General features: G+C 45.0%; 24 protein-coding genes and 1 pseudogene. 11 read left to right on the top strand and 14 right to left on the bottom strand.

What is annotated here, in order from left to right; all coding sequences use genetic code 11:
- Nucleotides 1-255 precede the first annotated feature (255 nt).
- Nucleotides 256-690, top strand: a complete 435-nt coding sequence (locus L3V30_RS22470; protein ID WP_074191227.1) for a hypothetical protein — start codon at nucleotides 256-258, stop codon at nucleotides 688-690.
- A gap of 120 nt (nucleotides 691-810) precedes the next feature.
- On the opposite strand, the gene L3V30_RS22465 is transcribed toward L3V30_RS22470, so the two are convergent.
- The 7 genes from L3V30_RS22465 to L3V30_RS22435 all read right to left on the bottom strand — a co-directional run bounded on the left by L3V30_RS22465 (nucleotide 811) and on the right by L3V30_RS22435 (nucleotide 8,620).
- Nucleotides 811-1,659 carry an ABC transporter permease gene (locus L3V30_RS22465; protein ID WP_104974196.1) on the bottom strand — a complete coding sequence of 283 codons (849 nt, stop codon included), beginning with the start codon at nucleotides 1,657-1,659 and terminating at the stop codon, nucleotides 811-813.
- Between the two features lie 2 nt (nucleotides 1,660-1,661).
- The gene (locus L3V30_RS22460; RefSeq protein WP_237309951.1) at nucleotides 1,662-2,942 is read right to left on the bottom strand and encodes an ABC transporter permease; all 1,281 of its coding nucleotides are present in this window, start codon (nucleotides 2,940-2,942) and stop codon (nucleotides 1,662-1,664) included.
- Complete coding sequence (locus L3V30_RS22455) at nucleotides 2,939-4,060, bottom strand: ABC transporter ATP-binding protein (RefSeq protein WP_048626301.1); 1,122 nt, start codon at nucleotides 4,058-4,060, stop codon at nucleotides 2,939-2,941. The genes L3V30_RS22460 and L3V30_RS22455 overlap by 4 nt, the downstream gene beginning before the upstream one ends.
- A gap of 73 nt (nucleotides 4,061-4,133) precedes the next feature.
- The gene (locus L3V30_RS22450) at nucleotides 4,134-5,048 is read right to left on the bottom strand and encodes a dihydrodipicolinate synthase family protein (RefSeq protein WP_225472836.1); all 915 of its coding nucleotides are present in this window, start codon (nucleotides 5,046-5,048) and stop codon (nucleotides 4,134-4,136) included.
- A gap of 56 nt (nucleotides 5,049-5,104) precedes the next feature.
- Nucleotides 5,105-6,079 carry an ornithine cyclodeaminase family protein gene (locus tag L3V30_RS22445; protein ID WP_237309962.1) on the bottom strand — a complete coding sequence of 325 codons (975 nt, stop codon included), beginning with the start codon at nucleotides 6,077-6,079 and terminating at the stop codon, nucleotides 5,105-5,107.
- Nucleotides 6,080-6,166: 87 nt separating this feature from the next.
- Entirely contained in the window at nucleotides 6,167-7,240 is a 1,074-nt protein-coding gene (locus L3V30_RS22440; protein ID WP_237309949.1) for a polyamine ABC transporter substrate-binding protein, read from the bottom strand.
- Between the two features lie 123 nt (nucleotides 7,241-7,363).
- Nucleotides 7,364-8,620 carry an FAD-dependent oxidoreductase gene (locus tag L3V30_RS22435; RefSeq protein ID WP_225472834.1) on the bottom strand — a complete coding sequence of 419 codons (1,257 nt, stop codon included), beginning with the start codon at nucleotides 8,618-8,620 and terminating at the stop codon, nucleotides 7,364-7,366.
- Between the two features lie 109 nt (nucleotides 8,621-8,729).
- Between L3V30_RS22435 and L3V30_RS22430 the strand changes: the two genes are divergently transcribed.
- The 6 genes from L3V30_RS22430 to L3V30_RS22405 all read left to right on the top strand — a co-directional run bounded on the left by L3V30_RS22430 (nucleotide 8,730) and on the right by L3V30_RS22405 (nucleotide 15,255).
- Complete coding sequence (locus L3V30_RS22430; protein WP_005389764.1) at nucleotides 8,730-9,731, top strand: 4-hydroxyproline epimerase; 1,002 nt, start codon at nucleotides 8,730-8,732, stop codon at nucleotides 9,729-9,731.
- 21 nt (nucleotides 9,732-9,752) lie between these two features.
- On the top strand, nucleotides 9,753-11,285 hold the full coding sequence (locus L3V30_RS22425; protein ID WP_237309960.1) for an aldehyde dehydrogenase (NADP(+)): 1,533 nt from the start codon (nucleotides 9,753-9,755) through the stop codon (nucleotides 11,283-11,285).
- 152 nt (nucleotides 11,286-11,437) lie between these two features.
- Nucleotides 11,438-12,112, top strand: coding sequence for a GntR family transcriptional regulator (locus tag L3V30_RS22420; protein WP_005377862.1), 675 nt, complete (start codon nucleotides 11,438-11,440; stop codon nucleotides 12,110-12,112).
- A gap of 30 nt (nucleotides 12,113-12,142) precedes the next feature.
- Complete coding sequence (locus L3V30_RS22415; RefSeq protein WP_139060185.1) at nucleotides 12,143-12,907, top strand: transcriptional regulator; 765 nt, start codon at nucleotides 12,143-12,145, stop codon at nucleotides 12,905-12,907.
- A gap of 364 nt (nucleotides 12,908-13,271) precedes the next feature.
- On the top strand, nucleotides 13,272-14,864 hold the full coding sequence (locus tag L3V30_RS22410; RefSeq protein ID WP_237309947.1) for a S41 family peptidase: 1,593 nt from the start codon (nucleotides 13,272-13,274) through the stop codon (nucleotides 14,862-14,864).
- A 70-nt stretch (nucleotides 14,865-14,934) separates the two neighbouring features.
- Nucleotides 14,935-15,255 carry a hypothetical protein gene (locus L3V30_RS22405; protein ID WP_053303157.1) on the top strand — a complete coding sequence of 107 codons (321 nt, stop codon included), beginning with the start codon at nucleotides 14,935-14,937 and terminating at the stop codon, nucleotides 15,253-15,255.
- Nucleotides 15,256-15,326: 71 nt separating this feature from the next.
- On the opposite strand, the gene rlmF is transcribed toward L3V30_RS22405, so the two are convergent.
- Nucleotides 15,327-16,454 carry a 23S rRNA (adenine(1618)-N(6))-methyltransferase RlmF gene (gene rlmF, locus L3V30_RS22400; protein ID WP_158173830.1) on the bottom strand — a complete coding sequence of 376 codons (1,128 nt, stop codon included), beginning with the start codon at nucleotides 16,452-16,454 and terminating at the stop codon, nucleotides 15,327-15,329.
- On the bottom strand, nucleotides 16,441-16,956 hold the full coding sequence (locus L3V30_RS22395) for a M48 family metallopeptidase (RefSeq protein ID WP_237309945.1): 516 nt from the start codon (nucleotides 16,954-16,956) through the stop codon (nucleotides 16,441-16,443). The genes rlmF and L3V30_RS22395 overlap by 14 nt, the downstream gene beginning before the upstream one ends.
- A gap of 138 nt (nucleotides 16,957-17,094) precedes the next feature.
- Here L3V30_RS22395 and L3V30_RS22390 point away from each other — a divergent pair, with 138 nt between their 5' ends.
- Nucleotides 17,095-17,325, top strand: a complete 231-nt coding sequence (locus L3V30_RS22390; RefSeq protein ID WP_213903527.1) for a glutaredoxin family protein — start codon at nucleotides 17,095-17,097, stop codon at nucleotides 17,323-17,325.
- A 27-nt stretch (nucleotides 17,326-17,352) separates the two neighbouring features.
- Here the strand turns inward: L3V30_RS22390 and L3V30_RS22385 are convergent, their stop codons facing one another.
- Nucleotides 17,353-18,222, bottom strand: a complete 870-nt coding sequence (locus tag L3V30_RS22385; RefSeq protein WP_109168432.1) for a LysR family transcriptional regulator — start codon at nucleotides 18,220-18,222, stop codon at nucleotides 17,353-17,355.
- Between the two features lie 106 nt (nucleotides 18,223-18,328).
- Between L3V30_RS22385 and L3V30_RS22380 the strand changes: the two genes are divergently transcribed.
- The 3 genes from L3V30_RS22380 to L3V30_RS22370 all read left to right on the top strand — a co-directional run bounded on the left by L3V30_RS22380 (nucleotide 18,329) and on the right by L3V30_RS22370 (nucleotide 20,900).
- A complete protein-coding gene (locus L3V30_RS22380) occupies nucleotides 18,329-19,552 on the top strand; it encodes an MFS transporter (RefSeq protein ID WP_047100700.1) in 1,224 nt (407 codons plus the stop codon).
- An 89-nt stretch (nucleotides 19,553-19,641) separates the two neighbouring features.
- Nucleotides 19,642-20,214: a DUF1415 domain-containing protein gene (locus tag L3V30_RS22375; protein WP_203345828.1), complete on the top strand. Its 573-nt coding sequence runs from the start codon at nucleotides 19,642-19,644 to the stop codon at nucleotides 20,212-20,214.
- A 110-nt stretch (nucleotides 20,215-20,324) separates the two neighbouring features.
- A complete protein-coding gene (locus L3V30_RS22370; RefSeq protein ID WP_005397767.1) occupies nucleotides 20,325-20,900 on the top strand; it encodes a nucleoside triphosphate pyrophosphohydrolase family protein in 576 nt (191 codons plus the stop codon).
- Nucleotides 20,901-20,969: 69 nt separating this feature from the next.
- Here L3V30_RS22370 and btuD read toward each other — a convergent pair whose 3' ends face one another.
- The 4 genes and pseudogenes from btuD to L3V30_RS22350 form a co-directional block, all read right to left on the bottom strand.
- Complete coding sequence (gene btuD, locus L3V30_RS22365; protein ID WP_237309943.1) at nucleotides 20,970-21,737, bottom strand: vitamin B12 ABC transporter ATP-binding protein BtuD; 768 nt, start codon at nucleotides 21,735-21,737, stop codon at nucleotides 20,970-20,972.
- Nucleotides 21,724-22,719: a vitamin B12 ABC transporter permease BtuC gene (btuC, locus tag L3V30_RS22360; RefSeq protein ID WP_237309941.1), complete on the bottom strand. Its 996-nt coding sequence runs from the start codon at nucleotides 22,717-22,719 to the stop codon at nucleotides 21,724-21,726. Before btuC ends, btuD begins: the two co-directional genes overlap by 14 nt.
- A gap of 82 nt (nucleotides 22,720-22,801) precedes the next feature.
- Nucleotides 22,802-23,830 carry a succinylglutamate desuccinylase gene (locus L3V30_RS22355; RefSeq protein ID WP_006741645.1) on the bottom strand — a complete coding sequence of 343 codons (1,029 nt, stop codon included), beginning with the start codon at nucleotides 23,828-23,830 and terminating at the stop codon, nucleotides 22,802-22,804.
- Between the two features lie 274 nt (nucleotides 23,831-24,104).
- Nucleotides 24,105-25,409 (bottom strand): annotated as a pseudogene (locus L3V30_RS22350) (M3 family oligoendopeptidase); the annotation flags it as partial.
- Between the last annotated feature and the right edge of the window lie 128 nt (nucleotides 25,410-25,537).

The raw sequence follows: 25,537 nt of genomic DNA, 5'->3' as shown, positions 1-25,537 counted from the left end.
CATCGCCACTGCCCTTATTACTGCAAGAGCATCTCCATATAATCTACTCGCAAGACAAGAAGAAACATTTTGTTAACAACCGAATGTGGCGGTATCAGTTTTTGGTACTCGAGTTGCCGTTGCACGAGCTTGCCAGAAATCGATTTGCTTTAGTAATATTGATCAACTAGTTGTTTATCTTTCCATTCAAATATCTTTTATTGCTCCTCACAAAAGCGATAAAATGGTTTCTTTTCTTTTTGCTAAACAACTCCTATGACCGACGCTGATATCGAGCTACAACACCTTTGGTTAGAAGTCCAAGCCGAACGCTGGCAAAACCTGCCACGCTTTTTATTCAGTTACTACTGCTACAAGCACAACCTTGTCAGTAAAACCAACAAAGTTTGCTGGGAGACGGCACGTGCAAACCTACCCGCTTCAACATCAATAAAAGAGCGAAAAAAGGCGGTGGTTGAACCGTTAGTCTCTGAGGAAACCGTCGTTGGGTTATTGAAAACCATCAGCAAAGATGGGGAAATGACGTTTGACGTGATGGTAACCACACTTAATACGTTTTTGCACTATGTTGTGATTAGCAAGGAAGAAAAAGCGCAACTTAAATCAAACATGCCAGCTAGTTGGTATCAGCAATCGAACAAGTCGCCTTTGGCACGTTTCGAGCAAGCTGGCATTAAGCTACAAGAGTGATATGTCAGTCATCGCTGACGACAAACACAAAAGAAAAGCGCCTACAATAAGGCGCACTTGGTCAAAAATTGAGGTGCCCCTAAATAAAAGTGCATAGTGACCAACAAAGAAAAAGTCTGGTTATTCTTGAATGCCCCGAATGCGTATATTACGTCTACGCAAAACTTCTAATGTCACGAGCAAACACACCGACATAAAAATCAACAACGTAGCGACCGCCAATATGGTCGGACTAATTTGCTCTCGAATTCCTGACCACATCTGCCTCGGAACGGTTTTTTGTTCTGCCCCAGTCAGGAATAACGCCACCACAACCTCGTCGAACGATGTGCCAAAGGCAAACAAGCCGCCAGAAATCATCCCCGGACGAATCAGCGGAAAGGTAATGTGTCTGAAAGTATAAACAGGGTTTGCTCCTAAGCTAGCCGCCGCTTTTACCAGGCTATGATCAAAGCCGCTTAAGGTCGCAGTAACGGTAATGACGACAAAAGGCGTACCTAACGCAGCGTGTGCCAAAATGACGCCTAGATAAGTTTGTGATAAGCCAAGGCGTGTGTAGAAAAAGTACATCGCAGCAGCAGAGATAATGACTGGTACGATCATGGGTGAGATCAACAGCGCCATAATGGTATTGCGAAAAGGCAAATTACTACTGGCTAAACCCAACGCCGCCAGAGTTCCTAGCCCTGTTGCAACGAGTGTCGCCATAAAAGCAATGAACGTGCTGTTTTTCAGCGCCAACAGCCACTGATCACTAGTAAACATTTCTTGATACCAGCGAGTAGAATACGCTGCCGAATCAAGGTTTAGCATCCCCTCGGTAAAAGTAAAGTAAGGCGTTGCATTAAACGATAACGGGATGATGGTCAGAATTGGAGCGATTAAAAAGAACAGCACCAACCCACAAAAAACTAAGTAGCCTGCGTAAGCGACTCGCTCTACTTTTGATGCATAGTTTGGTAATGCCATGGTTATCCTCCTACCTTAAGGTTATTCATGCCAACCACACGGTTGAATATATAAAACAGAACCAGTACAACGAACAAAAGCAGTCCACCCAATGCGCCAGCCATCCCCCAGTTCAGTGATGTCTGCATATGATAGGCAATCATATTGGATATCATCTGTCCGCTTCTTCCACCAACCAAAGCGGGCGTAATGTAGAAACCAATAGAAAGAATGAAAGTGAGCAAGGCCCCCGCACCTATCCCCGGTAACGTAAGCGGCATATAAACTTTGATGAACGCAATGAAAGGCGTCGCGCCTAGAGAACGAGCGGCACGGAAATAAGTTGGGCTAATTCCTTTCATTACGCTGTACAGAGGCAGGATCATAAACGGCAGCAGAATGTGAACCATAGACACCACCGTTCCGAAGGTATTGTGAATCATCTGAATTCGTTCGGAAGTAAAACCCGACCAAATAAGGAGATCATTAATGACCCCTTGGTTTTGCAGCAGAACAATCCAAGACGTGGTTCTGACTAATAATGACGTCCAAAATGGCAGCAGCACAATGATTAAAAGTAAGTTCGCGCGCTTATCAGGTAAATTGGCAAGCAGGTAAGCAACGGGGTACGCCATCACCAAACAAATTAAGGTGATTGAAATAGACATCCAAAAAGTTTTAAAGAAAAGGTCGACGTATATTTGGCGTTTTTCTGGTTGGGGCTCAATGTCTCCAAACTCATTCACTTGCAAGTCTAGAGCTGCAAGATAATGACTGAATGTTAATGCGCCACTAAGATTCTTAAACGCCGCCCAATATTTAGGATTAGTCCATCGCTTATCAAGCTTGGCCAGCTGTGTCACCGAGCTCGGCAGCGACGCCAAACGAGACAACTTTCTACCTGTTTTCATCAATAAGCTGCGCATACCAGACACTTCAATATTCATTCGGCTGGCTATTTTCGGTAGCTCTTTGCTTTGATAAAGCGCAAGTACTTCAACAGAGAATGCCTCAATGACTTCTTGATGAGGCTGACCTTGATAATCCCAACTTTCTAAGGCTTGAATAGTTTGTGGTAGTGACTGGGATATTTCTCGGTTATCCACGCTTCGATAAAGCATGTCGAGGATAGGAAAAGCAAACGTAAGCAGAATAAAACACACCAATGGCGTTGTGAGCATAATGGAGCGAAGCTTTTTTCGGCGCTCTGCCTTTTGCAACTGCGCTTTCAGATTGGTTTCTTGTTGATGAACTTGACGTTCGATCTCCAATACAGAATCTAATGCGGTTAGCTCTCGACTCATGCTGCTACCTCGCTACTTTGAGTTTGTGTCCCATCAAGAGCATGGCAATCGTCACTTTGCCAACCAATACGACAAATTGAGCCAGGCGTTAACTGCAAGTGTTTACGATTATCGTTAGGTACTTTAACGATGAAGTGACCAACGCTCTCTACTTCGACGACCAAACGATAATGATCACCGTGATAAATCAATTCTCGTAGGACGCCTGAGACTTGGTTCTCACAAGACGCTTTCTCTGGTTGAATAACAATCTTTTCTGGTCGAATGGAAAGTGTTGTCCTCTGCCCTTGCTCAGATACTCTGACAGGTTTCGCAGTAAATAACTCTTTCCCAACGAGCACTTGGCAATACTTTCCGTTCCACTCTTTGACTAAACCTGAGAGTTGGTTGTTTTCTCCAATAAACTGCGCAACAAACGTATTACTCGGAGATTCATAAAGCTCGGTAGGTGTCGCGAGTTGTTGCACTTCGCCGTGATTAAAAACCGCAATACGGTCGGACATAGTGAGAGCTTCGTCTTGATCGTGCGTCACATACAAAATGGTGATGCCAAGCTTTTCATGCAAATGTTTAATCTCCATCTGCATTTGCTCACGCAGCTGCTTATCTAATGCGCCTAGCGGCTCATCCATCAACACGAGTTTAGGTTCAAACACTAATGCTCGCGCTAGCGCAACACGCTGTTGTTGACCACCTGATAACTGCTTTGGGTATCGAGTCGCAACATGCTCAAGCTCGACCATTTCTAATACACTCTGAACTTTGCTTTGAATCGTGTCACTGTCGAGTTTTCGCACCTTCAAAGGAAACGCAAGATTCTCAGCAATAGTCATATGTGGAAACAACGCATAGTTTTGAAACACCATACCAATATCGCGCTTGTGCGGCGCGAGATGATTAACGGGAACGCCATCGATATAAATGTCTCCACCGGTCGCGGTTTCAAAGCCCGCTAGCATCATTAAGCAAGTAGTCTTTCCCGATCCTGACGGCCCCAACATAGTAACGAACTCTCCAGGAGCAATATCTAAGTTGAAGTCTTTCACCACCAAATTCGTACCATCGTAGGTTTTCTTAACGTGTTGAAAGCTGACATAGTCCTTGTTTTCCGTGCTCATGACTTCCCTCTTCTCATTTTTTGAATATTACGAATGAGTAGAGCGTCAGTTAACGCTCTACTAAACAGCACAACTACAGATTGTATTTGGATAGGTCTAAGCGGGTTTCTAACGCATGTTCAACCATTTGAATGACTTGTTGACGCTCTTCACCTTGTAAAAGTTGGCGTGGCGCACGAACTTGTTCAGATCCACGTCCGCAGACCTGCTCGGCCAGTTTAATGCACTGAACCAACGTAGGAATGGTGTCTAAACGCAGCAGCGGTAAGAACCAACGGTAGATTTCTAACGCTTCAGCATAACGACCTTGGCTTGCCAGTTTATAAATCGCGACGGACTCTTCTGGGAATGCGTTGGTTAAACCAGAAATCCAGCCAGTCGCACCTAGCATCAATGATTCAAGAGCGATGTCATCAACACCACTGAACACGGTAAATCGGTCATCAAATTTATTGTAAAGCTCAGTGATACGACGAGTATCAGTGGTCGACTCTTTGATAGCTACAATGCTTTCAAACTCAGCCAGTTTCGCCATGATATCGAGGTTTACATCGACACCATAAGCAACCGGGTTGTTGTAAATCATGATTGGCATTTCTGGCGTTGCTTCTGCTAGCGTGCGGTAATATTCGAACGTTTCGTTCTCAGACGTGCGGTAAACCATGGCAGGCATCACCATACAACCATCGATACCAATTTTGTACGCATCCTGCATGTAATCAACAGCTGCTGTGGTAATAGACTCTGCTGTACCAGCAATCAAAGGCACACGGCCATTTACGACTTCTTTTGCCGCTTGCAAGACCTGGCGTTTCTCCTCCGGGTACAACGCGCAGTTCTCACCGACGGTACCCAAGCAGATAATGCCATTCACACCATCTTTAATTTGGTTATCTATAACAGTTTGCGTTGCGTCTAAGTCGATTGACTGATCTTGACGAAATTGCGTACTGACCGCCGGATAAACACCTTTCCAATCAATTTTCATGAACTACTTTCCTTATATGTATATTGTATGCAATTTAAATAAACGAGCAAAAATGCTCAGGCATGGCTATCTATGCCATTTTCTAACAACACCGCCTTTACAGCGGCCAAATCAGCCAAAGCACTGCCAACTGATTTGTATAAAGTAATGACCTCATCGTTTTGACGTCCTGAGATTTGTTGGGCGCAAAGCTGCGGTAATTCCCCTTTGATATCGTCTGACGTGAACACGCCCTCTTGAATTGGAATGAGAAGATCGCCCGCTTCGGCTAATACGTTAATGCGGCTATCAACATACACCTGTGCTCGTTGCACTGCTTCGGAGTCGCATTCACGCTTATCCAAATCATGATTACCGACCAAATCAATATGGGTGCCCGGATGCACGTCCGCGCCATTAAACAAAGGCTCAGCTGATGCGGTAATACAGCTGATGATGTCAACGTGTTTGATAACGTGGTCCACATTTTCAACGACTGAAACGCGAAACCGACGCTCATCAGGAATCGACTGATACTCTGAAGATGACACAATGGCATCTACCGTCGCCTCGGCTTTGTCTGGGTTGCGCCCCCAAATGTAAACCTGCTTAAGTGGGCGAACCGCAGCGTATGCCCACGCAAAATAAGGCGCAAGATTGCCCGTTCCGCAGATCAACAGACGATCAGCATTGGGGCGCGCTAAATAGTCCGCTGCCAACGCAGAAGCTGCGGCGGTGCGCCAAAACGTTAAAACTTTACCGTCCACGAGTGCGATCGGCTCACCATCGTTTCGTTTGAAAACAAGCAGCTTAGATGCAAGCGTATCTTTTCCTTGCTCGGGGTTATGCGGGAAATACGTAAAGGCTTTCACCGCAATCAACTCCTGGTTCCAAGCTGGAAGTAGCGCAAACGCCTCGTATTCTCCCTCTTCTAAGGGCATAACTCGGCGTTGAGGTATTGTCGCTGGCCGCGAGTACATTTCACGCATCGTTTCAATAAGAGACTTCATTGTTAAACATTGCGCGACTTGCTGTGCTTCGATGACTTTCATCATTTCTCCGAAAACATAAATACAGTTGAGGAAAAGTACGGAACCTCGCTTATAGATGAAAACTCGGCCCCATACACAAATTAACGCCTAATTAAGCAGCCAAGTATTAAACTCTTCATTGAGTTCATCCGCGTAGTCTGACCACCATTCATCGTTAATCAGGAAGGCGGTTTGGAAGTTTTGAGGTGCGGTAGGAAGGTTCGCTAAAATGTCTGGGTTCACCTCCGCCGAAGATGACTTACGTGTAGGCCCATAAGCAACGTACTTAGCTTGATCAGCTAATGGCTTTGTTCCTGAAGAAAAAGCGATGAAGTCCAATGCAAGCTTTGTGTTCTCACTACCCTTAGGTATCGCCCATCCATTCATGTAACCCATTTGACGGTCCCATATAATCCGAAATGGTTGACCTTCATCTTTACGGGCATTGTGAATTCGACCGTTAAACGCCGAGGCGATCACCACTTCTTTGTCAGCAAGCATTTGAGGTGGCTGGGCACCGGTTGTCCACCACAGCACTTCTGATTTGATCGTATCCAACTTAGCAAAAGCACGCTCACGCCCCGCTTCGGTTTCGAGCAGGCTGTAGACCTCTTCTGGCTTTACACCATCAGCCAATAGTGCCCACTCAAGATTGCCCTGAGGTTGTTTTTGCAATGCACGTCGACCTGGAAAAGTTTTTAGGTCAAAGAGATCGGTCAACTTGCTAGGCAAAGCCTTACCTTTAAACGCGTCTTCGTTCACCGCTAATACTGTGGACACAACGATGGTATTGATTGCGCACTCGTGAATCGCACCATCAATGAAATCCTCTTGTGCTGGTGTTCCATCTGCGCCCGGAGGCAAAATACTTGGGTTCACTGGTTCTAATAACCCTTCGGTACAACCACGAACAATGTCCGGCTTGTCGAGAGAAACCAAATCCCAGCGCACGTTGTTCGCTTCCACCTGCGCTTTAATTTCGGCTAATCCGCCGCTGAAATCCTCGGATACGATCTCAACACCTGTTTTTTTAATGAAAGGCTTATGATATGCCTCCACTTGGCTCTTGGTGAATGCACCACCCCAAGATACGACCGTCAATTTGTCTTTAGCATAAGCAGAGGTCCCCAACAGCATTCCTGAAATCAACAGCGCCAATGGTGCTTTGGTCATTCGTGACATGTTTTACTCCTTTTGGTTGCTTTTCTGGAGGCATCCGAGTACGGCTGTTGGACACCAGTTTTGTTAAAATTAAGTTAACATTAGCATTCAATATATTTTATACAATATTTAATATTAAATTTTTCAGGCAAATCGTTGTAGTGAAAAAGGTGAAAGATCAATCGATGTCGGCTTTCCTTCGATAAGCTCTAAAAGGAGATCTGCCGTAATCGCCGCTTGAGTTAATCCAAGGTGTTGGTGGCCAAATGCCAGTAATACATTTCCATCCCAAATGCTATCAATAACCGGTAACGAGTCGACTGTTGAAGGCCGATTCCCCATCCACTTTTCTCCTTGCTTGAGTGGATGTAACCCCGATTCAAACATCTCATCACCTAACTGAAAAAGCATTTCTGAACGTTTCATATTGGGTGGTGACTCTACATCGGCATACTCAACAGTGCCTGCCAAGCGTAACCCACCAGACATCGGAGTCATGATGAATTTTCTATCGGCAGAGCTAATAGGAAATGGCAATACATCACGCTTGTCATCCACCATTAGGTGATAACCACGCTCGGCTTGAATAGGCACTTTGACTCCGGTTAGCTGCCGTATCAAAGGCTTAGAATGTACACCAGCGGCAACAATGATTCGGTCAAATGAATACGTTTGAGACTCAACCAGCACCTCGCCATTTTTCGCCAACGCAGATACACCTTTTTGTAAAACCTTACCGCCAAGAGCTTCAAAAGCTTCACTTAGCTCAACACAGATCTGATAAGGGTCTAGCGTATGTCCTGTATCGGGAAAAAAGACTCCGACACGAACCTTATGGCTGAGATCAGGTATCCGCTTTCGAATCGCCTCTTGCGTCCAAACTTGATACGCCACACCGTTTTTAGCCAGTGAGTTAAGCGTACTTTGGTAGTCTTTAAACAGTTTCTCGTTTTCAAAAGTGAGCAATGAACCATTCATTTTTATTAGATGCGCTTTTCCGATTGAATCAAGCACGCCACGCCAACTTGCCACTGACCGCTCGTTAAGAGTTTTAATCGCGTTTTTTGCCTGCTCCGCGGCTGATGGCTTTGTTTGTAATAGAAAACGAATCATCCACCCGATAGTGCTTGGAATATCTTGCCAACGGATCGAAACCGGACTTTTGGGATCTAGCAGCATTTTAGGTAATTGTGGAAGCAGCGCTGGCGTTGCAAGAGGGAAGATTTGCTCAGTCGCGATATGACCTGCATTTCCCTTAGAGCATCCATTCCCCACGCCATTGGGATCAAAAATCGTGACTTGATAACCTTGCTGCTGCAACTTCAATCCAATTGATAAGCCAATAATCCCCGCACCTATCACGGCGATCTTTTCCTTTTTGGTTTCATCCTTGACCAACATAAATATGCTCCGAGTCACACTTGAAAACGTAGATTGTATACAATATATTTTACATTACGTTAACATCACTATTGTTTAATTCAACCATTTTTTCAGCAAGGAGCGAAAAATGAGACAAGGAACTTTTTTCTGTATTGATGCCCACACCTGCGGCAACCCAGTTAGGCTGGTAGCAGGCGGTGTGCCTCCACTCGAAGGCAATACCATGAGCGAAAAGCGCCAATACTTTCTTGAGCATTATGATTGGATTCGTCAGGCACTCATGTTTGAGCCTCGCGGACACTCAATGATGTCGGGGTCAGTTGTCTTGCCTCCTTGCAGCGATAACGCAGACGCTTCAATTCTGTTTATTGAAACCAGTGGCTGCTTACCAATGTGTGGCCACGGCACCATCGGAACCGTCACTACCGCTATCGAGAATCGCCTTATCACTCCCAAAAAAGAAGGTCGTTTGATACTTGATGTCCCAGCAGGACAAATCGAAGTGCACTACCAAACAAAAGGTGACAAGGTCACGTCGGTAAAGATATTTAACGTACCGGCTTACCTTGCCCACCAAGACGTAACCGTGGACATAGAGGGCTTAGGTGAGCTCACTGTCGATGTTGCTTATGGCGGAAACTATTACGTAATCGTCGACCCTCAAGAAAACTACGCCGGACTTGAACACTACTCTCCAGATGAAATTTTGATGCTTTCTCCAAAAGTTCGCGAAGCGGTATCTCGAGCGGTTGAGTGCGTACATCCAGAAGATCCAACAGTATGCGGTGTTTCTCATGTGCTATGGACCGGAGAGCCCACTCAAGAAAACGCCACCGCTCGAAATGCTGTGTTTTACGGCGACAAAGCGTTGGATCGTTCGCCATGTGGTACGGGAACAAGTGCACGTATGGCGCAATGGCATGCAAGAGGCAAACTCAATCAAGGGGAAGACTTTGTTCACGAAAGTATCATCGGCAGCCTATTTCAAGGACGTATAGAAGGCATTACCGAAGTGAATGGCAAAGCCGCTATTTTGCCAAGTATTGAAGGATGGGCACAAGTATACGGTCACAACACGATATGGGTAGACGATGAAGACCCATATGCGTACGGATTTGAAGTAAAGTAATAAGGATAGTAAGGAAGAATGATGAACCCACAAGAACCAACCACTTTTTACGCAGTCAACGCCTTTACTGGTGAGCCTCTACCCACAGAGTTTCCGGTGCATGGGGAGCAAGAAGTTAATCAAGCAGCCTCAGCCGCCCAAAGCGTTGCGCGTGAGTTTCGCCAACTAAGCAATGCAAAGCGAGCGAGCTTACTTTGCTCTATCGCCTCTGAATTGGAAAAGAAGAGTGAAGAAATCGTTGCTCGTGCTCATTTAGAAACTGCCCTTCCCGAAGCACGTTTAAGCGGTGAAATAGGACGTACCGCCAACCAATTACGACTATTTGCCGAGGTTGTGAGCTCGGGTAATCACCATCAAGCAATTTTCGATACGCCAAACCCAGACCGTCAACCACTGCCGAAACCAGATATTCGTCGTCAGCAAATCGCAATTGGCCCTGTCGCCGTGTTTGGTGCGTCTAATTTTCCGCTCGCATTTTCTACTGCAGGTGGTGATACGGCTTCGGCGCTGGCAGCTGGCTGTCCTGTGATTGTAAAAGGCCATACCGCCCACCCTGGCACCAGTCAACTTGTTGCTGAGTGTATTGAGGCTGCACTTGAGAAAGAGTGCTTACCACAAGCCATCTTCACGCTATTGCAAGGTAACAAACGTGCACTTGGCCAAGCACTCGTTACCCATCCAAAAATTAAAGGGGTTGGTTTTACAGGCTCAGTCGGTGGTGGCCGTGCGCTGTTTAACCTAGCTCAGCAAAGACCAGAGCCAATCCCTTTCTATGGCGAACTAGGGGCGATTAACCCAACATTTATTCTCCCTTCAGCCATACGAGAAAACGCATCATTGGCTGAAGAGTTTGTGGCTTCTATGACTTTGGGCTGTGGACAATTTTGTACAAGACCAGGCGTTGTATTTGTCTTGAATAGCCCAGAAACGAAAGCCTTTATCGAAACTGCTCAAGGGTTAATTCGACAACAATCAACGGCCACTTTGCTAACGCAAGGAATCCGAGAAACGTATGAATCAGAAGTTAACAAGCGAGCTTCCGAAACGGGCATTAATGTAACTCGCTCTGAACAAGCAGAAGTGACCAATGTCTCACCAGCACTGTTCGTGACGGACAGTAAAAACTGGCGTGAAAACCCGCAATGGGAGGAAGAAATATTTGGTCCTCAATCGTTAATCGTAATCTGTGAAGATTTCGATGACATGTTGAAACTGAGTGATTCACTGACTGGCTCGCTCACCGCAACCCTTCACGCTACCGCTGAAGACGAAGAACAAGCCAAGCAACTGCTTCCAAGTTTGGAAGAAATCGCCGGACGAATTGTATTCAACGGCTGGCCAACTGGCGTCGAGGTTGGTTACGCAATGGTTCATGGTGGACCATATCCGGCTTCAACCAATTCTGCCTCAACATCTGTCGGGGCAGAGGCTATTCATCGTTGGTTGCGTCCCGTCGCTTATCAAGCTTTACCAGAATCTTTATTGCCGGATTCATTAAAAGCGTCGAACCCACTGGGTATTCAACGCGCCATAGATGGCAGTGTGTCCCAATAAGATCACCAAATGGCTCAAAAAGGCATCAACTGATGCCTTTTATTTCACTCTACTTCTCAAAACCTTCTTTCCTAGTTGGTTTGTGCCAGAAAAACAATAAACTACTAAAGTAAAATGGATTGGATACAATATTAATTTCACGGGAGACTTCAATGTCACAGAAACCTGTTTTTAAAACGCGCACTCAGCTCGTTGAGGAAGCAATTCGAACTCAGATCTTGAAGGGCGAGTTAAAAACTGGTCAACCTTTACGTCAAGATGCGTTAGCAAAAGAGTTTAATGTTAGCCGAATTCCTGTGCGTGAAGCGTTAGTTCAATTGGAAGCACAAGGACTCGTTAGCTTTGAACCTCACAAAGGTGCGACGGTCACTGAGCTATCTCCAGAGAAAATCAATGAGCTATTTGAACTGCGCGCTGTCGTGGAATGCCACATTTTAGAGCGTGCGATTCAAAATATGACAGACGCTGACCTTGAACGCGCGCGAGAAGTTCGCGAACGTTTCGAGTCAGTAGTGAACAGTGGCGACGAAGTAGAAGAATGGAGCAACTACAACTACGAGTTCCACAAAGCCCTATATGCGCCAGCCAACATGCCTGAAACTATGGACGTCATTTACAACTTGAACACAAAGTGTGACCGATACATACGTATGCAGCTATTGTTCACAACAGGCATTAAAAAGGCAGAAGAAGAGCACTTAAGCTTGTTTGAAATGTGCCAAAATCGCGATATAGAAGGCGCCAAGTATCTGCTGAAAAAACACATTCTAGAAGCAGGCACAGCGATTCGAAACCTGCTGCTTGAAAGGCAAAATATCAGCCAGTAAACGGAATAACGAATAAGGTGATATTCAAGGATGAATGTTGGACCAAAGTTTTTACTCGCAGCGCTACGACAAAAGATTAAAGAAGAAGGGCTTTGCTACAATTCCTTGTCAGAGAAAAGTGGCATCCCTCTATCTAGTATTAAACGCCACCTACATAATCCTGCTTTAGGTTTGGATAAAGTACTTGTTTATCTGAACTACCTGAATACCGATCTCATCGAACTCGCAACCTTAGCCAACGAGCTTCAGCACCAAAACGAGCAAATGCTAACAGATGAAGAGAGCGCCCTTTTCGTTGAGCATCCTTATTTACTTGATTTTATTTATATGCTGACTTCTCGTGATATTAAACCGCAAGAGATAGCCCATACTTACGGACTTTCTGATACAAGCTTACGATTCTATTTGCGTATCGCGGAAATTCTAGGATATGTCGAAAACTTCGGAGACGGCTTGTTTTACCGTTCTGGTCGTCGATTTATTATGGAAGAAGGTACCGCATTGGACACCTTATTCAAAGAGCGATTTCAACAAGAGTCGCTTTCTCATAACATCAACCCAGGTGTGTGTGTGGGTCGTATTAGGCTCACCGAAGAGCAAAAAGTGCAAATAGAGGACGAGCTTTGTAATAAATTAGCGAAACTTAACGCAGTTAACACTTCCAACAACGAAGGTGAACTAACAAATATATTAATGCGCTGTACTCCTGGCGCTCAGATATTTTTCGCAGATGACTTACCGGATATTGATGGAAGCCTGTTAAAGCACGTCGCCCAATTGACTAAAATAAATTAAAACATCAGATTAAAGATTCACTCCAAACCTAGAACGCATCATTTATTCCTGCTAAATCTCTAATAAATAGAATTTCCCGACCCAAAACTTACTTTCTATTTAGCAAACAACAATTAGTCGACAAAGAGAACCCTCCATTTCACCTTTGTTTTTTTCCTTATTATTACGTTGAAACTGCTAAGGAACTTAAGGAATAACTAATGGATTTTTAAGAATAAAAGATAACCATTTTTACGTTATTTACCTCACACTCTTTAAATATAAATTTGCAGACGAACGAATTAAATTAATACATTCACCTAGCTAATAAAAACAAAAGCAAAACAGATAATTATAATTCTATTATTTATAAGGACATAGAAAAGTGAAATTTAAGTATTCTTTAGCAACGGCAGTCACTCTCGCATTATTACAAGGTTGTGGCGGTGGCGGCGGTGATGATTCATCTACTCCATCAACTAGCAGCGCAACCGGGCCAACATGGAAAGCCGGTGATTTTAGCCAACCATCAAGCTCGTTTGTCAACCAATGTGAAACCCCACGAGTGGGTCGAGACCCATATAACAATTATGCCGCCTATCCAGATAAATTAGGTTCTGCTTTACACGAAAAACTCTTTTTAAGAGCTTTTACTAACGAAACTTACCTTTGGTATGACGAAGTTCCTGATAATAATCCAGCAAACTACAAAACCGTGACGGATTACTTCAACACATTGGTCACCTCTGCTACTACCACGACTGGTAAACCGAAAGATCGCTTCCACTTTACCGTCCCTTATGAAGATGAGATGAAATCATCGCAATCTGGTTTAGTCGCTGGATTTGGTTTTAACTGGGCATTCCTACGCGGCGTACAACCTAGAGACGTTCGTATCTCCTATACTGAAGAAGCTTCTCCAGCTGATAGAAACGGCATTGCTCGCGGTGATAAGCTTCTAAAAATCAATAATATTGATGTGGTTAACACCGGTAGTCAGTCCGACATTGATTTTATTAATAAAACTCTATTTAACCCTGACATCAATCAAGATTACACCTTCACATTTGAGAGTGTTGACGGCCTAGAGAAAACCGTGACGCTTACCGCCTCTGATGTCATGACTTCTCCAGTTAAAAATGCCAAAGTGATCGCACACAATGGTATGCAGATCGGCTATCTACAATACAACTCCTTTGAACCAAGCGCTCAAGCCCCACTTATTGAGGCGTTCAGTACGCTCTCGGCAGAGAATGTTGACGAGATCGTCGTTGATTTACGTTACAACGGCGGTGGCTTAGTACTTCAGTCCTCGCAAGTAGGCTACATGCTAAGCGGTGCTGGTCAGAACCGAGTCTTCAGTGAGTTGATTCACAATGACAAAGTGATGCGTACCATTAAAGATGGGGATAACATCTATCGCTTTACAAATCTAGCAATAGACTGGGCAGCACAGAAATATTCGGACCAAGTGCTTCCGACACTGAACAAAAAGCGCGTATATGTGCTGACTTCAGGAGGCACGGCTTCCTCAAGTGAACTGCTAATCAACGCTTTGCGCGGCATTGATGTGGAGGTTATCCAAATAGGCTCAACAACCACAGGTAAACCGTATGGGTTCTCACCAGAACAAAACTGCGGCACTATGTACTACACTATTCAGTTCAAGTCGGCGAACGAGAAAAAATTTGGCGACTTCGCTGATGGTTTTATTCCTACTCCAAAGAGCCAAATCAATACCGAGCTAGGCTTAAACAATAGAGTGGAAGGTTGCTGGGTCAATGACGACCTAACAAAACCATTAGGCGATCCGTCTGAAGGTATGCTTTCTGCGGCGCTAAACTACATGGAAACTGGAACCTGTCCGCCAGTATCCCCTTCAAGTTTCAACGCCATGCCGCGTAACATTTCATCTCCGGAGTTAAGCGATCTTCGCTCTCCGCTACGAACAGAGGCAATTCATGTTGAGATCAACTAACTTTTTACGAATGCTGATTCGGGTTGCGCTTTTCTTAGGCACTTCGATTTCTTTGATAGGATGCCAAGCTATGTCACAAGAACCCGTTGAAGCATTGAGTAAAAAGAACTCTCCGGAAACAGTCATAGAGATTCAAAACGCGATCGCAGAAATCCAAGGGACACCAGCACCTAGAGTCGCAAATAACGTATTTGAATCCTCACCGCATTTGTTGATTGAAAAAGGACGAGTAAAAGGGAACAACAATCAACTGTTGGATGGCAGCTATACGGTTCTTCCAGACCAATATACGTTGCAGATAAGAGGTGAAACCTGTGGCTTGTACTATGCCAAAACAGATACTTTTGTCTCTCTCAGTTCACTAGATTGTGAGCCCATCATTAAGTTTTAGATCTCCCAAAATAGAAGCCCGCTGATATCAGCGGGCTTCCTACTTTATTGTTCAGTGTGAAACGGTCAACGTTACTTTAGTTCAATCCATGCTTTGCGCTGTTGCTTATCCATGTATGACCAAGCTACAAAGCGGCTCACTTTCTGCCCTTGACTCATTTCAACCACACGAATGGCTTTCACACCCAATTTTTCAAGCTGCTTGCGCATCGGGCGAACGTTGTCTTTTTTGGATATAAGTGTTGTAAACCACAAGACCTGTGCGGCAAAAGCTTGGCTTTCATTCGCCATTTTTCGGATAAACGCCGCTTCTCCGCCTTCACACCACAATTCAGCGTTTTGACCGCCAAAATTCAACGCAGGCTTACTTGTCTTTACTGGTGCGGTTTGAGGTTTTAGCCCTTTCTTGCGCTGGTTTGCTTTTAGATTATCGATTTTACGCTGGCTGCCCATAGCGGCATCTTCCGCCGAACGGTGGAATGGCGGATTACATGTCGTCACATCATAACGATCATTCGGTTGAATGATACCTCGATAAATATTGGCATCATTGTATTGCTGTACCAGTGCAATTTTTCCCTTCAAAACACGATTGTGCTCTACGATCGTTTGAGCCGATTGGATGGATTTTGGATCGACATCGCTGCCCGTATAGTGCCAACCGTATTTTGTTACACCAACAATCGGATAAATACAGTTTGCTCCCACGCCAATGTCCAACGCTTTCACTTTTTGGTGCGCGTACTGACCTTTTACTTCACTATCAAGTAGTTCTGCCACTCGGTGAATGTAATCAGCGCGGCCCGGAATCGGTGGGCAAAGGTAGGTGTCGGGAATGTCCCAGAACTCGACACCATAATACGCAGCAAGCAGTGCTTTATTGAGCATTTTAACCGCGTTAGGATCAGAGAAGTTTATGGAATCTTCCCCTTTCGGATTTTTGATAACGAATGGCTTTAACTGTGGTTCACTTTCCACGAGTTTTTTAAAATCGTAACGACCTCGATGAACATTACGCTCATGCAAACCATTCTTCGCTATTTTTATGAACTCGACTTCGCTCTTTCCTGCAGGCTGCGAGGATTTGCGCGCAACTTTGTCTTTAACACGCTTCGGCTTGGCTTTATTCGCGTCTTTATTCTGACCCGCCATTGAAGTCTTTGGCTTTGCTTGCTTCGCGTTGTGATTATTGTTCTTCATTCAAATTCGCTTTTAAATCGAGGTAAATCATAAACAAACGAGCATCAAATTCGAGTTGGTGATACTCAGGCTCCATATAGCAACATAGCTGATAGAACGCCTTGTCGTGGTTTTTCTCACGAGTATGCGCCAACTCATGTACCACCAGCATTCTTAATAGTGGCTCGGGCGCATCCTTAAATACATTGGCAATGCGAATCTCGTTTTTCGACTTCAGCTTACCGCCATGGTTTCTACTGATTACACTGTGCAAACCAAGCGCGTTGTTTACCGCGTGAATTTTCTTATCGTAGACGACTTTACTGATTGGCGCGGCTTTCTTCATGTAGCGGTTTTTGATTTCCATGGCGTACTCATAGAGCGCCCTTTCGCTTTTGATTTGGTGCCTATCGGGATAACGTTTTTCGAACCAAGGAACAAACTTGCCACTCGCTATCAATGAGCTCACCTGCTCTACGATGTTTTGTGGGTAGCCTTGAATGTATCGAAGTGACGGATGCATAGAGTTAACGTCTGTTATGACAAAATAAAGGCGCTCAATATACCTGAGATAAAGGACAGTTTCACCTTAGCTTTCGCCTTTCATTTATGACGAAAGGCCGTTAAACTTCGCCTCCCAATGATAATGGAGAGAAATTCAATGAAACGTGTCGTTCTTTACGTCAAAGACAAATGCCCTCACTGCAAAGATGCTCAACGTTATCTGGATTCGAAAAATATTAACTATCGTTTGTGCAATGCTAAGATGCAACGCGGTCGCAAAGAACTTGATGCGCTTGGTGCTCGTTCAGTGCCTGTTTTAAAAATTGGTGATCGGGTAATGATTGGCTGGAACCCAAAGAACTTCGAGAAGATGTACAAAAGCGACTAGTGCTCGGACGATGAATCTGCGCTGCGTTTAAACGTAGCGCTTGATAAAGTCGATAAACGTTCGATCTGCTATTGATAGGTACCCCTGCTTGCGCCAAGCAAGTGCCAGATCCAGCGTCACTGGTGGTTCAAACGGTAAGCCAACAACGCCCGACTCATGTTGAGTCACCAATTCCAGTAACGCGGTAATCGCAAACTCTTGTTTTACAATACTCAAAATCAAAGGCAGTAAGTTGGTCTCGAATGATGACTTCATGGTAAACCCATGCTCCTCACTCACCTGATCCAAAAATTCGCGGTGAAAATAGCCATGCTGAAACATAACCAAATCGTGTTCAAAGAACTCATCAAAAGTAAGAGCGTGTCGCTGGGCTAACTCATGCTCAGGTGAAACAACTGCGACCATTTGGCTAGTAAACAAATGGTCAGTTTCTAGGTCATCAGGCACGTTATCACAACTGATCACACCGATATCGAGTTGACCATTGAGCAGCATACGACGAATCGATTGAGTCCCAGCTTCGACCAAGGTCAATTTTAACTCCGGGAACTGGCTTTTAAACGCCATCACAATTCGTGGAAAGAAATAACTGCCCATCATTGATGGCGTTCCTAGTCTTACTTCGCCTTTCGCTAAGCCTTTCAACTCATCAATCGCGAGCTGCGCGTCGTGCAACTGTTGAATCACCCGCTTAGCATGTACAAGTAACGTTTCGCCCTCTTTCGTTAAGCTGATTTTTTTATCATCACGGCGAAATAGGGTAACGCCCAAAGACTGCTCAAACTTTTTGATAGAAATGCTTAATGCGGGCTGGGCAATATGCAGGGCTTTCGCCGCATGGGTAATGTTTCCATGTTCAGCGACCGCCAGAAAATGTTTAAGTTGTTTCGATTCCATTAGATCAAAAATATATGGTGTCCATATTTTTAATATATTTTTTTAATTTACAACGAACTGATAGATTGATCACAGTCTCTCCATTTGCTCACATTAGGCAGGATTCATGGTCAGTTTTGGCACACCGGAATACAAACGCATTACGCTCTCGCTAGCGCTTGGTTCCTTCTTGGTTTTTTCAAATTTATACCTACTACAGCCAATGCTGCCCACTTTTGCCCAAATTTTCACGATCTCAGAAACGCAAGTGAACTGGTTATTTGCGGCCTCAACACTCGCTCTCTCTTTTAGCCTCGTTCCAATGGCTGTGTTGTCAGAATCAGTGGGACGAAAGCCAGTCATGATGGCTGGTCTGTTTTCGATTCCTACCCTTTCCGCTTTGATGCTGTTTGGTGACTCATTTCTGTTTTTGGTGGTATGTCGAGCACTGATCGGTGTCGCGCTCGCAGCTTTTGCTGCGGTCGCCGTGGCTTACATGGCAGAAGAACTCGACAAGCACGCCTTCTCGATGGCAATTGGAACGTACATTGCGGCTAACTCATTAGGCGGCATTGCAGGGCGTATTAGCGGCGGCTTATTGGCGGACAATTTCAGTGTTGATGTCGCCATTGAAGTTATGATGGTGTTCACTCTTCTTGGTGTCATTGGCGTTCACTATTTATTGCCAACACAGCGCAACTTCACTCCGTCATCAAGCAGCTTGCGCCATCAAAATCGTGCGCTTATTGGTCATTTTAAAAACCAACGCGTGTGGTTCGCAATGCTGATAGGAGGACTCAACTTTGCTTTGTTCGTCAACCTTTATTCCGTAATGGGTTTCCGTTTGGTGAGTGAACCTCACAATGTGCCCGTCGGGTTGGCCTCACTGATCTTTATTTGTTACTTGGGAGGGACTTTCTCCTCTCGTTGCGCAGGCCACTGGAGTAAACGTTATTCATCAATCCTCGGTATGTTCTTAGGCGCGATAGTGAGCATGGCGGGGATGTGGATTGCGGCGGTTGAAAGCTTGACTGCAATGCTATTTGGGTTGTTGCTGATAAGTTTTGGTGCCTTCTTTACTCATACCCTCGCCTACGGTTGGGTCGGTCAGAACGCCACTCGCGCCAAAGCCACCGCAACAGCGCTCTACTTAGTACACTACTACGTAGGCGGTAGTTTGGGAGGATTCTTACTTCTTTATTGTTGGCAGCATGGAGGTTGGTCGAGTGTTCTTATGGGGGGAAGCGCAGTCTACCTAGCGATGTTTGCTGCGATTGCGTATTTGAAACACATTGCCGAAAGAAAGCATACTGACCAAACACCTGACGCTGCGAGTTTAAAGAGTAGCTAAGGTACGCTCATTTGCGTAATACCTCTCTGGTTACTTGGATAACCAACTCTGCTATGCTTGCGCTACTTTAATAAAAACCAGAAAGTCGTATGTCAACGCGTTCAACACAAAACACAGATATCGAAGCGATCACTCAACAGGTCGATCAATGGCTCAACGATGTAGTAATCGGTCTCAACCTTTGTCCGTTTGCTGCCAAGCCGCAACGTAATAAACAAATCAAAATCTTTGTTAGTGAAGCGACTCAAGAAGAAACGCTTCTTGAAGATATTTTATTGCAACTGATTGAGCTGAGTAACACAGAGCCCGAACAACTTGAGACCACGTTGGTTGTGGTTCCCAACATGCTACAAGATTTCTGGGACTACAACTTTTGCATAGATTGGGTTGAAGGATTAATTAAGCAGCAAAACTGGGAAGGTATTTTCCAAGTAGCGACTTTCCATCCTGATTACTGTTTTGGCGGCGCAAAGCCTGAAGACGACGAAAACCTGACCAATCGTTCTCCTTACCCGATCTTCCATTTGATTCGCGAAGAGAGTATGGAAAAGGTACTAAAACACTATCCTGATCCTGAATCCATTCCCGATACGAACATCGCTCGTGTTTCCGCCCTTTCAGAGGAAGAACGTAAAAAGCTGTTCCCTTACCTATTTCGTTAAGCACCACCATTCCCCAAAGGCAGATTTATCACCAGTTAGATGCAATGCCCTTGGGGTTCAAAGTGCGGTTTGGTATCATTGCCGCTTCAATCGATTCAATGGAAATTAGAATGCAACTGTCAAAGCTAACCCAAGAGATTTTTGATCACTTATACCGTGATATCACCGAGTTCCGTAGTACGTTCGACTTACCAGTCGCAGACGCTGCAAGCCTTGATGCACAAGCAGATACACTACACACCTCTTTGGCGATCGAAGAGCTAACAGAGCTAGCAGAAGCAGATTGTAAAACTGAGCAAGCAGATGCCATCGTAGACAGCGTGTATGTATTAATGGGCCGTCTCGTTCATCTTGGCCACAGCAAAGTAGAAGACAACCTGGCGATCAGCTACTTAATTGATCTTCTATTAAACGTTGCGGTAAACCGTGGTATCGAGTTTATTCCTTGCTGGGATGAAGTACATTCAAGCAACATGAGCAAAGTATGCCGTAACGAGCAAGAGTACTCAGAAACAGAAGCATTCTACGCAGAACAAGGCATCAAGTTGATGGCGGTGCAGAAAGGTGAATACATCATCGCGAAATGCGCCGAAGATTTCGTATCGGAAGGTAAAACCATTCGTAAAGGCAAAGTACTCAAATCTGTTTACTACCGCCCAGCAGATCTAAAACCGCTAACTCAGTAAGCGTTGAGTTTGGCTTTCTCGATTAAAAAAACGACCTCAAGTAGGTCGTTTTTTTATTGTCCCTAAATACTAATCAAAGATTAAATAAGGTTGCTCATCTACGATGACCTTTTTGACTTGAGTATTGAACACTTCCCCGAGAGCTTCTTCCGTTAGCACAGTATCGGCACTTCCTGATGAGTGCAGCACACCGTTGTTAAGCAGCAATACTTTATCTGCGTGCTTTAATGTGCGATTGAGATCGTGATTAGCAACCAATACTCCAATTCCCTGCGCCGCCATAGCGTTAATCAATTGATAGAGCAGACCCTCTTGCGCAATATCTAACGGTGCTGCTGGCTCATCCAAAATTAAAAACTGCGAAAAAGGATTAATGGTACGCCACACCTGCAAACATACACCAGCTAATCGGACACGCTGCCACTCACCACCGGATAATGTTTGAATACTGCGATGAAGCTTATCTTGCAGTTGTACCAGCTCCACCACCATATTGACGACATCACGCACTTTGATATCCGCAATCTCAGCACCACTTGGCAGAGATAAAGCGAGATACTGAAACACATCAACATTAAATGCTGGGCGTGATTGCTGACACAAATAACCTCGAACATGAGCTTGCTCTGACAACGGTAAAGTAAGCAAGTTTTTGTCGCCAACGTACACTTCACCACTCATACCCTCTCGGTAGCTTAACGTACCAGAAATCGCAGCCAATAAAGTGCTCTTACCGGAACCATTAGGCCCAACGACATGTACGATTTCGCCTGCTTTGCATTCAAAAGAAAGAGGCAATAATCGACTACCAACCGACAAATGTTTAACGTGCATCATGACTCTTCACCAGCATCCAGATGAAAATAGGTGCGCCAATCGATGTTGTCATGACACCTAAAGGTAGCTCTGCGGCGTCCAATAACAGCCTTGCGCCGATATCCGCAAATACAAGTAACGCAGCGCCAGATATTGCAGAAAGTGGCAATAAATAACGGTTTTCTGTACCAAAAGCCAAACGCAACAAGTGCGGTACCACTATGCCAACAAAGCTGATGATGCCACCCAAAGCGACTGAACTCCCCACCAAAACAGAAATGGCGAGGATCAGTTTCCAACGCATTTGATGTACATCGACTCCCAATTGGGTCGCATGAATCTCACCAAGCATCAATTTATCAAGCGACTTGCCTTTACAACATAACCAGATAAGCACTGGTAACATCACCAAGGTAACGGTATGTTGATACCAACTTGCGCCACCAATGCTGCCCATTAACCAATACATCAGTTGGCGTAGGCTAAGATCATCACTAAAGTAAAAAGCCCACGTCACAATCGCGCTCGATAAAATACCCAATGCGACCCCAACCAAAAGCAATCGAGCCGTCGTCAGGTGCATTGCCCTTGCTATCGCCACCAAAACAAACGTGAATACCATCGAGCCTGCAATCGCTGCCAACATAAAAACAATCGGGGTAGGAAGAACAGGTGACGCGAACATGATTAAGACCATTGCTAAGCTTGCACCACCTGATATACCAAGCACGCCGGGTTCAGCCAAAACGTTCCCAAGCAACACTTGTAACGTCGCGCCAGATACCGCTAACGCAGCACCAATAATTGCCGCAGACACCAACCTCGGTAAACGTAAGTCCACCAATAGCTTATGTTCAAATGCAGATAAAGATTGAAAAGGAGAAAGGAAAATTTCTCCGACCATCAAGTGGATGGCAGAGAGTACAGCGAGCACGATCGACATAACCATCAGGTTACGTTGCCAGCGTCGTTCCTTGTTCAGGATAAGTTGTTGAAAATCCATAGCGGCCGATAAAAACAAACGAGGCTTAACCTTACAGTTAAGCCTCGGTAAATTGCAATTAACTTCTCAAAGCAATGTTGGATTAATCGTAAACCAACTCACCCTCTTCAAAACGGGTTTTCACTTCACAAACCATCAGAGCTGCACGTTGACCTATCGCGACGTGGCGGTTCGGGAAGACAATCGCTTCGTTTTCATTCTTCGCCATTAATGGTTTGTCGCCATCATGACCAAACACTTCGCCGTGAACAAATGAAGTGAAGTTTTCAACATTGTCGTCGAACATAAAGTCAAAATCTTCGTTCAAGCGAACGATTGTGCGACTTACTCGATATTTAATGCATGGTTTTGGTAGGTGTTCTGGCTTCGTTTCCGCAATCAAATTACGTAAAGACAAATCAAACGCAGTCAATTTGTCGAGGTCATTTTCACCAATACGAGCCACACGTCCAAGCTCCATCGTCAGAGCCTGCGCACCAAAGTTCTCGGCACTGTACCAGCTAAACGTACTCGATGGTGAGTTTGATAAGAGCACAGCTTCAATGTGTGCACTGTCCAAGAAATCGATTAATGCCTTGCTTCGCACAGGATGACGAGTCTTAGGACTCACTGCAAACGTGTAGTGCTTCGAACCTCTAATCGCGCAGTGTAAATCAAGGTGCCAGCGTGTTGTCGGGTCGGTATCCTGATAAAAATCTCGAACAAGCAGCTTAAGCGTATCAGCGATGACAAGCTCTTTTGTCTGTTTGTGTTCTTTTTCGTCAAACAGACGGTTGAGGTTTTCTTCAAGGAATCGCGTGTGCGCCAGAGTGGATTCTGGATGAGCGATAATGAATAGACAACGGGTATCGACCGTCTGGAACCCAGATTCTATGTCTTGAATAATGGAATCCACCAGCTCCATCGGTGCCGTTTCATCTCCGTGAACCCCACAAGAGATGATGACGTTCTTCGTATCCTGAGTATAGTTCTCAGGGATCACTTCTAGTACACCACGCTGATAGAGTTTAAGTTTTACACCGTTAGAAAGCACCTGCTCCGCTGGTGCAACATCGATATGAACATCTAACGTGTCAGTTAAAAACGATTGGCGAAAGAGAGACTTCGTCATGCGTTACTCCTTAATAGCACGGCGGGTATGTTAATAAATTGTACAAAGGATTTTTGTTGCTGCGATCTCACTTATGAGTAGAAATCACTATTTCCCTCGAAAATCCGATACCTTTTCGCGCCAGGCACTCAAATCAAGCATTGAGGCGTTTAATTTTTAAACAATTACAAAGTGTTAGGGCTGTGAACTTTACCACAGCCCTGATTAAGATCATTATGATTTGATCAAATTTTTGTAGCTATAAAGCAGATTATGCATCAACACTGCGAAAAACTTAGCCGCGCTGTGCGAGCAAACGCTCAAACTCATCGACTTTTTCACGCACTAGCTCAACGCTCTGCTGCCAAAACGTTGGTTGAGTTAAATCCATCGATAGATGCTTTTCGACAACATCTTCCGCCATCATGCAGCCAGTATCGCGCAGCAAATTGATGTAATCGGTGTAAAACGCTTCGCCTTTGGTTTCTCGCTGTGCATAAATACCCTTGCTGAATAAGAAACCAAACAGGTATGGGTAGTTATAAAAACTCACACTATCGATAGAAAAGTGCAGCTTGCTTGCCCAGAAGTACGGATCCGGCTCGCTCATTACGTCGCCATACCATTCTTTCCAAGTTTCAGACATCAACTCACAGAATTCATCTGCGGTTAACTCTCCATCCTGGCGGCGTTCATAGAACGATTTCTCAAACTCATAGCGGACCGGAATGTTGATCATTAAAGCTAGCGCAGATGACAACTCTTCCCACAACATCTCTAGCTTTTCATCGACGCTCTCCGCTTTCGAAATCAAATGATCACGAACGATGTTTTCTGCAAAAATAGAGGCGGTTTCTGCTAACGTCATTGGGTAGTAAGTTTGGCAAAGTGGCAAATCACGAATAACCCAGTTATGGAACGCATGGCCAAGTTCATGTGCCAGAGTCATAAGGTCTGAGCGACTGCCACTCCAAGTCATAAACACAAGTGGTGTTCGCGTTGCTGGCAGTTTGGTGCAGTATGCGCCGAGACGCTTGTTGGTATTAGGGGCGGCATCAATCCAACCATTTTGTACCATCAAACGGACAAACTCCGACATCTCAGGATTTACTGTTTCAAATGCTTCACAAATAACATCAATCGCTTCATCAAAGTCGTAAACCTTCGCTTCACCGCTCAAAGCAGGCATAGCCGCCAAGTGATTCCAAGGTTTCATCTCATCCAGACCATGTACTTGCGCCATCAATAAACCCGCTTTCTGACCAATAGCTCGACTGTCTTTGGCTACGGTCATCATCGCATTTAAAGTTTCAGCTTGGATTCGGCTACCATGCAAACTCGGCTCGAGGAAGTGAACTTCACGCTTCGTCGAACGCTTTTTGTTTTCAGTTAAACGCCATCCTGCCAACGCATTCAAAATTGCAGCGAATGATTCTTGGTGCGTTTGCATTGCATCTTGTACGCCTCGCCACGCGGCTTCTTGACGCTCGAATTCAGAACCATAAAGAATGCTCGCCGCTTGAGAAAACCCAAGCTCTTCACTCTTACCATCTGTGTATTCAAGCTTCACTTTCAATGAGCCAGTCAGGTTATCGTATAGGTTGTCGAGTAGACGACACCTGTTACCAAGTGTCGTCCCTCTAAGAACCCAGCGTGCAACTTTCACCGCACTAAGCTCAAGCCTTCACAAAGGCACCTGATGGCACCCAGCAACTTATAAAGCAGTGA

The sequence above is a fragment of the Vibrio sp. A1-1 genome, assembly GCF_021728175.1.
GTDB lineage: Bacteria > Pseudomonadota > Gammaproteobacteria > Enterobacterales > Vibrionaceae > Vibrio > Vibrio diabolicus.
This window is presented reverse-complemented; position numbering and strand designations above follow the sequence as displayed.

Excerpts from the sequence above, each read along its gene's own strand:
- L3V30_RS22470 (WP_074191227.1), top strand. The coding sequence starts at position 256 with ATGACCGACGCTGATATCGAGCTACAACACCTTTGGTTAGAAGTCCAA.
- L3V30_RS22465 (WP_104974196.1), bottom strand. The coding sequence starts at position 1,659 with ATGGCATTACCAAACTATGCATCAAAAGTAGAGCGAGTCGCTTACGCA.
- L3V30_RS22460 (WP_237309951.1), bottom strand. The coding sequence starts at position 2,942 with ATGAGTCGAGAGCTAACCGCATTAGATTCTGTATTGGAGATCGAACGT.
- L3V30_RS22455 (WP_048626301.1), bottom strand. The coding sequence starts at position 4,060 with ATGAGCACGGAAAACAAGGACTATGTCAGCTTTCAACACGTTAAGAAA.
- L3V30_RS22450 (WP_225472836.1), bottom strand. The coding sequence starts at position 5,048 with ATGAAAATTGATTGGAAAGGTGTTTATCCGGCGGTCAGTACGCAATTT.
- L3V30_RS22445 (WP_237309962.1), bottom strand. The coding sequence starts at position 6,079 with ATGAAAGTCATCGAAGCACAGCAAGTCGCGCAATGTTTAACAATGAAG.
- L3V30_RS22440 (WP_237309949.1), bottom strand. The coding sequence starts at position 7,240 with ATGTCACGAATGACCAAAGCACCATTGGCGCTGTTGATTTCAGGAATG.
- L3V30_RS22435 (WP_225472834.1), bottom strand. The coding sequence starts at position 8,620 with ATGTTGGTCAAGGATGAAACCAAAAAGGAAAAGATCGCCGTGATAGGT.
- L3V30_RS22430 (WP_005389764.1), top strand. The coding sequence starts at position 8,730 with ATGAGACAAGGAACTTTTTTCTGTATTGATGCCCACACCTGCGGCAAC.
- L3V30_RS22425 (WP_237309960.1), top strand. The coding sequence starts at position 9,753 with ATGAACCCACAAGAACCAACCACTTTTTACGCAGTCAACGCCTTTACT.
- L3V30_RS22420 (WP_005377862.1), top strand. The coding sequence starts at position 11,438 with ATGTCACAGAAACCTGTTTTTAAAACGCGCACTCAGCTCGTTGAGGAA.
- L3V30_RS22415 (WP_139060185.1), top strand. The coding sequence starts at position 12,143 with ATGAATGTTGGACCAAAGTTTTTACTCGCAGCGCTACGACAAAAGATT.
- L3V30_RS22405 (WP_053303157.1), top strand. The coding sequence starts at position 14,935 with ATGTCACAAGAACCCGTTGAAGCATTGAGTAAAAAGAACTCTCCGGAA.
- rlmF (WP_158173830.1), bottom strand. The coding sequence starts at position 16,454 with ATGAAGAACAATAATCACAACGCGAAGCAAGCAAAGCCAAAGACTTCA.
- L3V30_RS22395 (WP_237309945.1), bottom strand. The coding sequence starts at position 16,956 with ATGCATCCGTCACTTCGATACATTCAAGGCTACCCACAAAACATCGTA.
- L3V30_RS22390 (WP_213903527.1), top strand. The coding sequence starts at position 17,095 with ATGAAACGTGTCGTTCTTTACGTCAAAGACAAATGCCCTCACTGCAAA.
- L3V30_RS22385 (WP_109168432.1), bottom strand. The coding sequence starts at position 18,222 with ATGGAATCGAAACAACTTAAACATTTTCTGGCGGTCGCTGAACATGGA.
- L3V30_RS22380 (WP_047100700.1), top strand. The coding sequence starts at position 18,329 with ATGGTCAGTTTTGGCACACCGGAATACAAACGCATTACGCTCTCGCTA.
- L3V30_RS22375 (WP_203345828.1), top strand. The coding sequence starts at position 19,642 with ATGTCAACGCGTTCAACACAAAACACAGATATCGAAGCGATCACTCAA.
- L3V30_RS22370 (WP_005397767.1), top strand. The coding sequence starts at position 20,325 with ATGCAACTGTCAAAGCTAACCCAAGAGATTTTTGATCACTTATACCGT.
- btuD (WP_237309943.1), bottom strand. The coding sequence starts at position 21,737 with ATGATGCACGTTAAACATTTGTCGGTTGGTAGTCGATTATTGCCTCTT.
- btuC (WP_237309941.1), bottom strand. The coding sequence starts at position 22,719 with ATGGATTTTCAACAACTTATCCTGAACAAGGAACGACGCTGGCAACGT.
- L3V30_RS22355 (WP_006741645.1), bottom strand. The coding sequence starts at position 23,830 with ATGACGAAGTCTCTCTTTCGCCAATCGTTTTTAACTGACACGTTAGAT.